At 73.5% G+C, this 12,538-nt stretch carries 14 protein-coding genes; 12 read left to right on the top strand and 2 right to left on the bottom strand.

Annotated features, from left to right (window positions below; all coding sequences use genetic code 11):
* Positions 1-8 precede the first annotated feature (8 nt).
* The 12 genes from ACFUUZ_RS01725 (at position 9) to ACFUUZ_RS01670 (ending at position 10,650) form a co-directional block, all read left to right on the top strand.
* The gene (locus ACFUUZ_RS01725; protein WP_378691308.1) at positions 9-2,387 is read left to right on the top strand and encodes a Tex family protein; all 2,379 of its coding nucleotides are present in this window, start codon (positions 9-11) and stop codon (positions 2,385-2,387) included.
* Positions 2,388-2,405: 18 nt separating this feature from the next.
* Entirely contained in the window at positions 2,406-3,272 is an 867-nt protein-coding gene (locus ACFUUZ_RS01720) for a hypothetical protein (RefSeq protein WP_378691305.1), read from the top strand.
* A 159-nt stretch (positions 3,273-3,431) separates the two neighbouring features.
* Complete coding sequence (rplS, locus tag ACFUUZ_RS01715; protein WP_357027152.1) at positions 3,432-3,773, top strand: 50S ribosomal protein L19; 342 nt, start codon at positions 3,432-3,434, stop codon at positions 3,771-3,773.
* Positions 3,774-3,901: 128 nt separating this feature from the next.
* A complete protein-coding gene (gene lepB / locus ACFUUZ_RS01710; RefSeq protein ID WP_378691301.1) occupies positions 3,902-4,681 on the top strand; it encodes a signal peptidase I in 780 nt (259 codons plus the stop codon).
* Between the two features lie 61 nt (positions 4,682-4,742).
* Positions 4,743-5,459: a ribonuclease HII gene (locus tag ACFUUZ_RS01705; RefSeq protein WP_378691513.1), complete on the top strand. Its 717-nt coding sequence runs from the start codon at positions 4,743-4,745 to the stop codon at positions 5,457-5,459.
* 46 nt (positions 5,460-5,505) lie between these two features.
* The gene (locus ACFUUZ_RS01700) at positions 5,506-5,811 is read left to right on the top strand and encodes a DUF2469 domain-containing protein (RefSeq protein ID WP_019929973.1); all 306 of its coding nucleotides are present in this window, start codon (positions 5,506-5,508) and stop codon (positions 5,809-5,811) included.
* Positions 5,812-5,984: 173 nt separating this feature from the next.
* Positions 5,985-6,359 (top strand): YraN family protein, encoded by a 375-nt coding sequence (locus ACFUUZ_RS01695; RefSeq protein ID WP_378691511.1) that lies wholly within the window; start codon positions 5,985-5,987, stop codon positions 6,357-6,359.
* A complete protein-coding gene (locus ACFUUZ_RS01690; protein ID WP_378691299.1) occupies positions 6,359-7,867 on the top strand; it encodes a YifB family Mg chelatase-like AAA ATPase in 1,509 nt (502 codons plus the stop codon). Before ACFUUZ_RS01695 ends, ACFUUZ_RS01690 begins: the two co-directional genes overlap by 1 nt.
* Positions 7,864-8,820: a DNA-processing protein DprA gene (dprA, locus tag ACFUUZ_RS01685; protein ID WP_378691296.1), complete on the top strand. Its 957-nt coding sequence runs from the start codon at positions 7,864-7,866 to the stop codon at positions 8,818-8,820. Before ACFUUZ_RS01690 ends, dprA begins: the two co-directional genes overlap by 4 nt.
* Positions 8,821-9,023: 203 nt before the next feature.
* Entirely contained in the window at positions 9,024-9,947 is a 924-nt protein-coding gene (locus ACFUUZ_RS01680) for a tyrosine recombinase XerC (RefSeq protein ID WP_378691293.1), read from the top strand.
* Positions 9,944-10,339: a YidH family protein gene (locus tag ACFUUZ_RS01675; protein ID WP_378691290.1), complete on the top strand. Its 396-nt coding sequence runs from the start codon at positions 9,944-9,946 to the stop codon at positions 10,337-10,339. The genes ACFUUZ_RS01680 and ACFUUZ_RS01675 overlap by 4 nt, the downstream gene beginning before the upstream one ends.
* The gene (locus ACFUUZ_RS01670) at positions 10,336-10,650 is read left to right on the top strand and encodes a DUF202 domain-containing protein (RefSeq protein ID WP_378691287.1); all 315 of its coding nucleotides are present in this window, start codon (positions 10,336-10,338) and stop codon (positions 10,648-10,650) included. Before ACFUUZ_RS01675 ends, ACFUUZ_RS01670 begins: the two co-directional genes overlap by 4 nt.
* Positions 10,651-10,873: 223 nt before the next feature.
* On the opposite strand, the gene ACFUUZ_RS01665 is transcribed toward ACFUUZ_RS01670, so the two are convergent.
* On the bottom strand, positions 10,874-11,392 hold the full coding sequence (locus ACFUUZ_RS01665) for a DUF1990 family protein (RefSeq protein WP_378691284.1): 519 nt from the start codon (positions 11,390-11,392) through the stop codon (positions 10,874-10,876).
* Between the two features lie 229 nt (positions 11,393-11,621).
* Positions 11,622-12,194 carry a M23 family metallopeptidase gene (locus tag ACFUUZ_RS01660; protein ID WP_378691281.1) on the bottom strand — a complete coding sequence of 191 codons (573 nt, stop codon included), beginning with the start codon at positions 12,192-12,194 and terminating at the stop codon, positions 11,622-11,624.
* Positions 12,195-12,538 lie beyond the last annotated feature (344 nt).

Here is a 12,538-nt window from a genome sequence, read left to right as displayed (position 1 = left end):
GGCGCCTCGTGACGACAGTGCCCGAGACCTCAGCTCCGCCCAGCCCCGGTGTGCCCAGCGTCGACCGCCGTCTCGCCGAGGAACTCGGCGTCCGGGAGAGCCAGGTGCGCGCCGCCGTCGAGCTGCTCGACGGCGGCGCCACCGTCCCCTTCGTCGCCCGGTACCGCAAGGAGGCCACCGACGGGCTGGACGACGCGCAGCTGCGCACCCTGGAGGAGCGGCTGCACTACCTGCGCGAGCTGGACGAGCGCCGCGCTGCCGTCGTGGAATCCATTCGCGGCCAGGGCAAGCTCGACGACGAGCTGCACCGGCAGCTGCTGCTCGCCGACACCAAGGCCAGGCTGGAGGACATCTACCTCCCGTTCAAGCCGAAGCGGCGCACCAAGGCGCAGATCGCGCGCGAGGCCGGGCACGAGCCGGTCGCCGACGCCCTGATCGGCGACCCCGCCACCGACCCGGCCGGTTACACCGCCGAGCAGCTGGACGGCGCCCGCGCCATCCTGGTCGAGCGCTTCGCCGAAGACGCCGACCTGGTCGGCGAGCTGCGCGAGCTCATGTGGCAGCGCGGCCGGGTCAGCGCGGCCGTCCGCCCCGGCAAGGAAGAAGCGGGCGCCAAGTTCGCCGACTACTTCGAGTTCGCCGAGGCCTTCGCCTCGCTGCCGTCGCACCGCATCCTCGCGCTGCTGCGCGGGGAGAAGGAAGAGATTCTCGCGCTGAAACTGGAGCCGGACACCGAGGAGCCGGAGCCGGGTGAGCGCACCGTCTACGAGGGCCGGATCGCCACCCGCTTCGGTATCGCCGACCGCGGCCGCGCCGCCGATGGCTGGCTGCTCGACACCGTGCGCTGGGCCTGGCGCACCAAGCTCCAGGTCAGCCTCGGCATCGACACCAGGATGCGGCTGCGCCAGGCCGCCGAGAAGGACGCGGTCGACATCTTCGCCGCCAACCTGCGCGACCTGCTGCTCGCCGCCCCCGCGGGCACCCGCACCACCATGGGGCTCGACCCCGGGTACCGCACCGGGGTCAAGGTGGCCGTGGTGGACGCCACCGGCAAGGCGGTCGCCACCGAGGTCATCTACCCGCACAAGCCGCAGGGGCAGACCGAGAAGTCGCTGGCCGTGCTGGCCGCGCTGGTCGCCAGGTTCGGCGTCGAGCTGATCGCGATCGGCAACGGCACCGCCTCCCGCGAGACCGACGCGCTCGCCGCCGAGCTCATCGCCAGGATCCCGGAGAACAAGCCGACCAAGATCGTGGTCTCCGAGGCGGGCGCCTCGGTCTACTCCGCCTCGGCCTACGCCTCGCAGGAGCTGCCGGACATGGACGTCTCGCTGCGCGGGGCGGTCTCCATCGCACGCAGGCTGCAGGACCCGCTGGCCGAGCTGGTGAAGATCGACCCGAAGTCGATCGGGGTCGGGCAGTACCAGCACGACGTCTCCGAGACGCTGCTGGCCCGCTCGCTGGGCGCGGTCGTCGAGGACGCGGTGAACGCCGTCGGCGTCGACGTGAACACCGCCTCGGTGCCGCTGCTCTCCCGGGTCTCCGGCATCAGCGGCTCGGTGGCCGAGAGCATCGTCGCGCACCGCGACCAGAACGGCCCGTTTCGCAGCCGCACCGCGCTCAAGGAGGTGCCGCGGCTCGGGCCGAAGGCCTTCGAGCAGTGCGCGGGCTTCCTCCGGATCCGTGACGGCGATGACCCGCTCGACACCTCCGCCGTGCACCCCGAGGCCTACCCGGTGGTGCGCCGCATCCTGGACTCCACCGGCGGCGGCATCACCGAGATCATCGGCAACCCGCGCGCCCTGCGCGCGCTGCGGCCCGCGGACTTCACCGACGAGCGCTTCGGCGTCCCCACGGTCACCGACATCATCGCCGAGCTGGAGAAGCCGGGCCGGGACCCGCGCCCGGAGTTCAAGACCGCCGAGTTCGCCGCGGGCGTGGAGAAGGTCGCCGACCTGCAGCCCGGCATGGTGCTGGAGGGCGTGGTCACCAATGTCGCCGCCTTCGGCGCCTTCGTCGACGTCGGGGTGCACCAGGACGGGCTGGTGCACGTCTCGGCCATGTCGAAGAACTTCGTCGACGATCCGCGCAGCGTGGTGAAGTCCGGCGACGTGGTGAAGGTCAAGGTGCTCGAGGTCGACGTGGCCAGGCAGCGCATCGGGCTCTCGCTCCGGCTGGACGACGAACCGGGCAAACCGGCCGGGCGCGAGGAGCGCGGCGGCCGCGGTGATCGCCCCCGTGGCGGCGGCAGGCCCAGGCAGAATGGACAGGGCAAGCCGCAGGGCGACGGGCGCGGCCAGGGCCGACAGAACCAGCCTCAGCAGCGCCGCCCGGCCCCGACGAACGGTGCCATGGCCGACGCCATGCGGCGCGCGGGGTTCGGCAAGTAGACCGGGAGGAGCGCGGTGTTGCGGCGATGGCTCGAGCAGGACGTGATCGCCCAGGGCCGGTTGCCGCTGCTGTGCTTCCTGCTCGGCTTCATCGTCGGGTTCGTGCTCATCCGGATCAGCGTGCGGATGATCCGGGCGAAGGTGCGCTGGTGGCCGGGGAACGTCAGGGCCGGTGACACGCACATCCACCACGTGGTGTTCGGCGTGATCCTGGTGCTGGCCTCCGGCATCGGCATGATCTCCACCTCGGAGACGGCGAGCCGCTCGACGGCCGCCCTGCTCGCGGCCGCCTTCGGGGTGGGCGCGGCGCTGGTGCTCGACGAGTTCGCGCTGATCTTCTACCTGCGCGACGTGTACTGGGAGAAGCAGGGCCGCACCTCGGTGGACGCGGTGTTCGTCGCGATCGCCGTCACCGGGCTGCTGCTGCTCGGCTTCCACCCGCTCTGGCTGCTGGAGATCAACGACTTCCGGGCCGACCCGAGCCTCGCCGTCCGGGTCGTCGTCGCGGTCTTCGCACTGGTGAACCTGGTGCTCGCGGCGATCGTGATCGCCAAGGGCAAGATCTGGACCGGGCTCTTCGGCATGTTCTTCCTGCCGCTGCTCGTGGTCGGGGCGCTGCGGCTGAGCAGGCCGGGGGCGCCGTGGGCACGCTGGCGGTACGCGGACCGGCGGCGCAGGCTGATGGTGCGCGCCATCGTGCGCGAGCGGCGCTACCGGCGTCCGGTGATCCGGGCCAAGATCTTCGTCCAGGACCTGGTGGCGGGGAAACCCGACGTCGACCACGTGCGCCACGCCGCCGAGGCCGAGCTGGCCCGCAAGGTGGTGCCCGCGCCCGCAGCGCCGCACCGGCACGCCCACCACCGCGAGCCCGCCGAGCAGAGCTGACCGGCCCCGATTTCAACGCGGCCGGCTCGTCTGGCACACTGTTCGGGTTGCCCCGGGCCGTTCCCCGGCTCCGGCATCCCTTGTACCGAGCACGAACCGGCCGAGCACGCGAGTGCCGCCAGGGTCCTCTGTTCCACCATGAACCGTTAAGGACGGACAATGAACACCCTTGACTTCGTCGACGAGAAGTCGCTGCGCAGCGACATCCCGGCCTTCCGCCCGGGTGACACGCTGAACGTGCACGTGAAGGTCATCGAGGGCTCCAAGGAGCGCATCCAGGTCTTCAAGGGCGTCGTGATCCGCAGGCAGGGCGGCGGCATCCGCGAGACCTTCACGGTCCGCAAGGTGTCGTTCGGTGTCGGCGTGGAGCGCACCTTCCCGGTGCACAGCCCCAACATCGACCACATCGACGTGGTGACCCGCGGCGACGTCCGCCGGGCCAAGCTGTACTACCTGCGTGACCTGCGCGGCAAGGCCGCCAAGATCAAGGAGAAGCGCTGAGCTTCCGCGCGGGGGCGCGCTGACGCGCCCCGCGCCGACGATCTCCTTCGGCCCGGTACCGGATTCTCATCCGGTACCGGGCCGAAGTGCGCGTGGCGTCCTCGAGTGCGGCGGCTACGCTGTTCGGCGTGGCAGACGAGAGCGGTTCGGTGGGCGTGTCCGGAGCGGGCGAGGGCAGGTCGGGGGAGGGCGGCCGGGCGGCGCGGCGCAAGCAGCAGCAGCGCAAGCAGCGGCCGTTCTGGCAGGAGCTGCCGATCCTGATCGCCATCGCGGCGGTGATCGCCGCGCTCATGGTCTCCTTCGTCGGGCGCCCGTACGTCATCCCGTCGCAGTCGATGGACCCGACGCTCGCCATCGGCGACCGCATCTACGTGCAGAAGATCAGCTACTACACCGCCGACCCGGAGCCGGGCGACGTCGTCGTCTTCGTCGGCCCGCCGAGCTGGAACACCAACTACCGGTCGATCCGCTCGGACAACGCGGTGGTGCGCGGCGTGCAGAACTTCTTCTCCTGGTTCGGCCTGGTCCCGCCGGACGAGAACGACCTGGTGAAGCGGGTGATCGCGGTCGGCGGCCAGACCGTGCAGTGCTGCGACGCGCAGGGCAGGGTCACCGTGGACGGCAAGCCGCTGGACGAGCCGTACGTGCAGGACGACTTCGCCTGGCGCCAGGGGCAGGCGAACGCCGTGTACCCGGCGGGCCGGGTGTTCGGGCCGGTCACCGTGCCGGAGGGGCACCTGTGGGTGATGGGCGACAACCGCAACGAGTCGGCGGACTCCCGCGCGCACGTCGGCGACGAATTGCAGGGCACCGTCCCGATCGAGAACGTGCGCGGCATGACCGTCTTCAAGATCTGGCCGCCCGGCCGGATGGGCCCGGTGAGCGCGGAGAACCCGCAGTCCGAGTGACCCGGCGAGCCGAATTGTCGGTGGCCGCAGCATAATCGCAGTGGTGGGGCAGAGTTCAGTGATCCGATCGGGGAAGTGGCCGCCGCGCGTCGTCATGCGCCCGGCGGGCGGGCTGCGCACGCTGGAGGCCGCGCTGATCCGCAGCGGCCTCGGCCCGGTGGCGGGCGTCGACGAGGCGGGCCGCGGCCCGTGCGCGGGCCCGCTGGTGGTCGCCGCCTGCCTGCTGCCGCCGAAGGGCTACGACCGGCTGGCCGGGCTCGACGACTCCAAGAAGCTCACCGAGGCGGTCCGCGAGGAGCTGTACCCGGTGATCACCCGGCTCGCGCTGAGCTGGACCGTGGTCACCGTGCCCGCCTGGGAGGTGGACGCGATCGGCATCCACGTCGCGAACATCGAGGGCATGCGCCGGGCCGTCGCCGGGCTCACGCGCACCCCCGGGTACGTGCTCACCGACGGCTTCCGGGTGCCGGGCATCCCGGTGCCGTCGCTGCCGGTGATCGGCGGCGACGCGACCGCCGCCTGCATCGCGGCCGCCAGCATCCTGGCCAAGGTCACCCGGGACCGGATCATGACCGGGCTCGACGCGCGCTTCCCCGGCTACGGCTTCGCCGCGCACAAGGGCTACAACACCGCCGAGCACACCGAGGCGCTGCGCCGCCTCGGGCCGTGCAGCGAACACCGGCGGAGCTGGAAGAACGTGCGCGAGCTCGGCGAACCGCACCCCGCGGCGGCCGGGGATGACCTCCGGATGGCTGCCGCGCCGGCGCATGCGCGATGATTACCCCCGACGACGCACTGCGGCGAGAAGGAGGACGTCCCACCCGATGAGTGCCGAGGACCTCGAGAAGTACGAAACCGAGATGGAGCTCTCGCTGTACCGGGAGTACAAGGACATCGTCGGTCAGTTCTCGTACGTGGTGGAGACGGAGCGGCGTTTCTACCTGGCCAATTCGGTCGAGCTGCGCCCGCAGAACGCCGACGGCGAGGTGTACTTCGAGGTGCGGATGAGCGACGCCTGGGTCTGGGACATGTACCGGCCCGCGCGCTTCGTCAAGCACGTCCGCGTGATCACCTTCAAGGACGTGAACATCGAAGAGCTGGAGAAAACCGACCTGCGGCTGCCCGAGTAGCGCCCGGTTGTGCACAGGGGCGCGCTGATCCACAGGGAATTCGTTTCCCCAGGTCGGCGCGGAGGGGAAGGGCGGGGGGACGCGCCACGCTGAGCGGCGTGACCAACGAAATCCTGGCAGCTGACAGCCCGGCCCCGCTCCCCGCGCCCTCGCTGGCGGCCATCGCGGCCGCGGTGCCGCGCCCGGCCAACGGCGCCGACCGCCGCGCCCTCGGCGCCTACGGCGAAGAACTCGCCGCCCGCTACCTGGAAACCTCGGGCATGGAGATCGTCGCCCGCAATTGGCGCTGCCGCTACGGCGAACTCGACCTGATCGCCAGTACGCCGGAGCTCACCGCCTTCGTCGAGGTGAAGACCCGCTCGGGGCTCGGCTTCGGAATCCCCGCCGAGGCGGTCACCTTCGCCAAGCGGCAGCGCATCCGGCGCCTGGCCCTGCTCTGGCTGGCCGAGCAGGAGCGGCCGTGGCGGCGGCTCCGCTTCGACGTGGTGTCGGTGCTGCTGCAGCGCGGCCACCAGCCCGTCGTCGACCACCTGCAGTCGGTGTTCTGATGGCGCTCGGACGCGCGCACTCGGTCGCCGTCGCCGGGGTGGACGGTCAGCTGGTCGAGGTGGAGGCCGACATCGGCCAGGGGCTGCCGTCGGTGCACCTGGTCGGGCTGCCGGACGCGGCGCTCCAGGAATCGCGCGACCGCATCCGCGCCGCGGTGGTGAACTCCGGCGAGAAATGGCCGGACGGCCGGGTCATCCTGGCGCTCTCCCCGGCCACCCTGCCCAAGCTCGGCAGCGTCTACGACCTGGCGCTCGCCGTCGCGGTGCTGCACGCGGGCGGCGGCATCCCCGGTGATCGGCTGGCGAAGTCGGTGCTCCTCGGCGAGCTGGCGCTGGACGGCCGGGTGCGCCCGGTGCGCGGCATCCTGCCCGCGGTGCTCGCCGCGCGGGTCGCCGGGGTGCCGACGGTGGTGGTCCCGGAGTCGGCGCTCGCCGAGGCCGGGCTGGTCGACGGCATCGAGGTCCTCGGCGCACCCGACCTGCGCGCCCTGCTCGCCTGGCTGCGCGGCGACGGCGCGCTGGCCGAACCCGACGGTGTCCGACCCGGCCAGGCGCTCACCGGCGGCGACCTGGGTGAGGTGACCGGCCAGCAGGAGGCGAGGTACGCCCTGGAGGTGGCCGCCGCCGGTGGGCACCACCTGCTGCTCACCGGGCCGCCGGGCATCGGAAAGACCATGCTGGCGCAGCGCCTCCCGAGCCTGCTCCCGCCGCTCACCGATGCCGAGGCGCTGGAGGTCACCGCCATCCACTCGCTGGCGGGTGCCCTCGCGGGCGACCGGCCGCTGCTCACCACCCCGCCCTTCGTCGCACCGCACCACTCGACCTCGGTGACCGCCATGATCGGCGGCGGCTCCGGCATGGCCCGCCCCGGCGCGGTCTCGCGGGCGCACCGCGGGGTGCTCTTCCTCGACGAGTGCGCCGAGATCGGCGGGAAGGTGCTGGAGTCGCTGCGGCTCCCGCTGGAGGAGGGCGAGGTCAGGGTGGCCAGGCGGGATGGCGTCGCGCGCTATCCGGCCCGGTTTCAACTGGTCCTGGCCGCGAACCCGTGCCCGTGCGCCCCGGCGCGGGACGTGGACTGCCGCTGCACGCCTGCCGTGCGCCGCCGCTACCTCGGCAAGCTCTCCGGCCCGCTGATCGACCGGATCGACCTCTGGGTCCGGATGAACGGTGAGCAGAGCGCGCCCTTCGCGACCGAGCCCGCGGAGTCCAGCGCGGAGGTCAGGGCGCGGGTCGTGGAGGCCCGCGAGCGGGCCGCCGCGCGCTGGCGCGCCGACGGATGGTCGACCAATGCCGAGGTCCCCGGCCACGTGCTGCGCCGCCGTTCGGCGCTGCCCGCCGAAACGCTGGCCCCGGTGCAGCGGGCGATGCGAGTCGGCCGGGTCTCGGCGCGCGGCGCCGACCGCGCGCTCCGGGTCGCGTGGACGCTGTGCGATCTGCGCCGCAGCGACCGGCCGACGGAGCAGGACGTGCAGGCCGCGCTGCGGTTCCGGCAGCGGGGCACGCCGTGAGCACCCCCGAGGAGCGGATCCTCGCCTGGGTCTACCTCTCCCGCGTCGTCCTCGGCCCGTGCGCCCCGCTGGCCGCGCTGATCGACGCGGTCGGCGTGCTCGAGGCGGCCAGGGCCGTACGCGAACGCGACCTGCCCGCGGCGCTGCGCGGCCCGACCGAGGCCCGCCGCTCCGTGGACCGGGTCGCCGACGACCTCGCGGCCATCGTCCGGCTCGGCGGCCGGGTGGTGACGCCGGACGACCCCGAGTGGCCCGCCTGGCGCATGCTCGGCCTCTCGCGACTGACCGACGACCCGGACGGCTCGACGCCGCTCGTGCTGTGGGTGCGCGGCGCGGCATCGCTGACCGCGTGCACCGAGCGGGCCGTCGCGGTGGTCGGCACCCGCTGCGCCAGCGGCTACGGCGCGCACGCCACCAGCGAGATCGCCGGTGATCTCGCGGCGCGCGGCTGGACCGTCGTCTCCGGCGCCGCCTACGGCATCGACGCCGTCGCGCACCGCGCCGCGCTCGCCGTCGGCGGCACCACCGTCGCCGTCCTCGCCTGCGGCCTCGACCGCCCCTACCCGCTGCAGCACGACCGCCTGCTGGCCGAGATCGCTGAGACCGGCCTGGTCGTCAGCGAGTACCCGCCGGGCACCCCCGCCCACCGCCACCACTTCCTCTCCCGCAACCGCCTGATCGCCGGGCTGGCCGACGCCGTCCTGGTCACCGAGGCGGGAGTCCGCAGCGGTGCCCGCAACACGGTCAAGTGGGGCCGCCGCCTCGGCCGCCCCACCCTGGCCGTTCCCGGCCCGGTCACCTCGGCGCTCTCGGTCGGCTGCCACCGCATGATCCGCGAGGGGGAGGCGGTCCTCGTCACCGATGTGGAGGAGGTGATAAGCGAAGCCGGCCCCCTGCGCCTCGACGATGTCGGGGTGCAGGGGACCGGCAGGCATCGAACTCCGCGTGACTGACTGTCCCGCGGACCTGTCGGGGGGTCCGCGGGACACCACGGCCGCCCGCGCGGTTCATCGCGCTCGCCCGGGGCGCGCGCGGGACTCGCGATCAGGGGTCTGTGATGGACCAGTGCGATCACTCGCTCGGGCGCGCGCGAGGCGCTTCGCCCGGAGCGGCGCGGCTTCTTGCGTGCGCGGGGTCGGGACGCCACGGTGGAGGGATGGAGGCTCTGCCCGACGATCTGTGCGCGCTGCTCGGCGAATACGAGCGGCACCTGCGGTTGGGGCGCAATCGCTCGGCGCACACGGTGCGGGCGTATGTGGGGGACGCGCGGTCGCTGCTCGCGCACCTGGTGGCGCGGGCGGCGGATTCGGCGGTGCGCGAGCTGGATCTGGCGCTGCTCCGCTCCTGGCTGGCGGAGCAGTCGACGGCCGGGGTGGCGCGGACGACCGTGGCGCGCCGCGCGTCGTCGGCGCGGACCTTCACCGCGTGGCTCACGGCGACCGGACGGCTCGCCGCCGACCCCGGCCTGCGGCTCGCGGCGCCGAAGCGCCCGCGCACCCTGCCCGCGGTGCTGAACACCGAACACGCCGCCGCGGCGATGGACGCCGCGGAATCGGGAGCGGCGCAGCGGGATCCGATGGCGCTGCGTGATCGGCTGATCGTGGAGCTGCTCTACGCCACCGGCGTCAGGGTGGGCGAGCTGTGCGGGCTCGACATCGACGACCTGGACCGGGAGCGCCGCGTGCTGCGGGTGCTCGGCAAGGGCAACAAGGAGCGCTCCGCGCCCTTCGGCAAACCCGCCGACGCCGCACTGGACGACTGGCTGCGCTACGGCCGCCCCGCCCTCGCGGTCCCGGCCTCCGGGCGGGCGCTGCTGCTGGGGCGGCGCGGGAAGCGGCTGGACCAGCGGCAGGCGCGGACGGTGGTGCACGAGGTGGTCTCGGCCATCCCCGGCGCACCGGACCTCGCGCCGCACGGGCTGCGGCACTCGGCCGCGACCCACCTGCTGGAGGGCGGCGCGGATCTGCGGGTGGTGCAGGAGCTGCTCGGGCACGCGAGCATGGCGACCACGCAGCTCTACACGCACGTGTCGATCGAGCGGCTGCGCAAGGTGCACGATCAGGCGCACCCGCGCGCATGATCGCGGGTCCCGGCTCTGCGGCGGGCGGCGAAGGGAGTGGTGTGGACGAGGCGGAGAACGGATCGGGGCCGGAGGTCGACTACCGGTTCACGCTCGCCAACGAGCGCACCTTCCTGGCCTGGATCCGCACCTCGCTCGGCCTGCTCGCCGGCGGTGTCGCGGTGCACACCCTGGTGCAGCCGTTCCAGGTCACCGGGTTCCGCCGGGCGATCGCGGTGAGCTGCGTCGCGCTCGCCGTCGTGCTGGCGGTGGGCGCGCTGCTGCGCTGGCGCCGGGTGACGCGGGCGATGCACGCCGGGCGGGCGCTCCCGGAGACGGTGATGGTGCCGATCCTCGCCGTCGGGATCGCCGTCATCGCCTTCATCGCCGCGCTCGCGGTGCTGATCGAATGAGCGACGCCGACACCGGCCTTGCCGTCGAACGCACCGTGCTGGCGTGGCGACGCACCGCGATCGGCGCTGCCGCCCTCGCGCTCCTGCTCGGAAACGCCGCGCTGCACCGGGGCTGGGCACCGGGAGCGCTCGTGCCGTGCGCGGCGGCGGTCGTCATGGGCGTCCTGGCGGCCGCGGGCTTCCGCCGCGCACGCGACCTCAGGCACGGCCGATTCGCCGGCGCCGACCGCACGATCGCGCTCGCCGCCACCGTGGTCGCGATCGTGGGCTGCCTGGCCGTGGTGATCACCCTGATCGCACCGGCCCGGTGATCCTGCCGACCTGCCCGCGTCGCGCGCGGCTGGTCGGCGGCGGCCGCGGTCTCGGCCGGTCCGGCAGTCCCGGGCCGCCGGGCATTGCTCCGTACGGATGCCGACCGGAATGCCCGCATGCGCCACCCGGTCGGGAGTTCGGCGGTGCCCATACTGCTCGGCGAGCCGGCGCTGTGGTCGCCCGCAGCGAGTGAGCGGGTTCGCTGGAGATGTTCGGGACGCCCTACTGCCAGCCGACGGGGGTGCGGCGGAGCGTCGCCAGGTAGGCCGCGGCGGCGGTGCGCTGGGCGAAGCGGCCCAGCGGGCCCGCGAGGCGGGTGTACCAGGCGGCGGGGCGGGAGAAGGCGGTGACGAGGCCGTAGACGGTGTCGGTGGGGCGGTCGTACTCGACGGCGAAGAGCTCCTCGCCGGATTCGGGGTGGCCGGGGAGGGTGCCGTAGGCGAAGCCGCGGCGGTCGGGTTCGTCGAGGACGTAGACGACGCGGCAGGGGGCGGGGATGCCGACGGGGCCCGCGCCGAGGCGGACGGTGACGAGGCTGCCGGGCTCCGCGACGGGGGTGTCGGCGCCGCGGAAGATGCCGAGGCCGCGCTGCATGCGGTAGGCGAGGACGGCGTCGCCGAGGCGGCGGAACTCGCTCTCGCCCTTGGCGATGGCGCGGCGCACCTCCAGGTGGTCGTAGCCTGCGGGGAGCGGGCCACGGGTGGCGCCGACATCGGGGTAGGTGAAGGGGGCGTCAGGCATAGGGCGATCATGCCCCCGCCGCGGGCTCCGCGGAAAGGGCATACAGCGCCACCAGCGGTTCCAGCCGCAGCGGGAGGTAGGGAACGGGCTCATGGAGCCACAACGTTTCAGCCGCAGCGGGATGTGGGGCAGGGCTCCGGGCGGCTACCAGCGGCTTCAGCTGCAGTGGGCTGAGGGAGAGGGCGCGGGGCGTCACCAGGGTTCTGGCTGTAGCGGGGTGGGGAGAGGCTCACCGCGCCGGGAGCGGTTTCAGGCGCAGCGGGGCGAGGCGGAGCAGGCCGAGCGGGTCGACGTACTGCGGGCGGTTGCGGATGGTCGGGTCGCGCCGAGCGCCCCAGTGCAGGCAGGCCGGGGCGGGGCAGCCCTCGTGGCCGGGGGCGAGGGTGCCGATCGGTGATCCGCGGGTGATCCTGGCACCGACGGTGACGCTGGGTTCGACCGGTTCGTAGGTGGTGCGCAGCCCGCCCTCGTGACGCAGCGAGACCACCGGTTTGCCCGCGACGGTGCCCGCGAAGACCACGATGCCGTCGCCGGGCGCGAGCACCGGGCTGCCCGGCGCCGCGCCGAGGTCGACGCCGCGGTGCCCGGGCAGCCAGTCGTACTCCGGGTTGTCGAAGCGGCGCAGGACGGTCGGCCGCGGCCGCAGCGGCCAGTCGAAGTGCGGCTCGGCAGCGGGCGTGACCTGCTCGGCGGCGACGACCGCGGACGGCCAGGCACGGCTCGGCGCGGCACCGGCGACGGGTGCGACGGCGAGCGCGACGACCGCGGTGCAGAGCAGGGCGCGAACGAGAGGGGGAGCCACGACGCAGACCCTGCCGGGTCACCGCGACCCCCGCGAGACCTCACCGCGCGACTGTGGACAACCCGGGACCTGGGGATAACTCACCGGGGGCGATTTCTTCCCTGACGTCTCGCGACGTAGACTGACCGAGCGGTCCGTGCATCGCACCGACCGACTTCGCGCGCCATCGTGCCCGTCGCCTCGGCGCTGTTCGAACAGAGCTCCTCTTCGCAGGATAATCGCTCGCCTCGATCGGTGCCCGTCGGCGACAGGGAATCGTCGGCTGGTCCCGCCCTCACCGGCGGGCCGGCGATTCGATGACGCCAGGGCAGCGGGTCACCGACCCGCCGCGACAACCGGCAACG

It is taken from the genome of Nocardia sp. NPDC057353, assembly GCF_042667085.1.
Classification (GTDB): Bacteria; Actinomycetota; Actinomycetes; order Mycobacteriales; family Mycobacteriaceae; genus Nocardia.
This window is presented reverse-complemented; position numbering and strand designations above follow the sequence as displayed.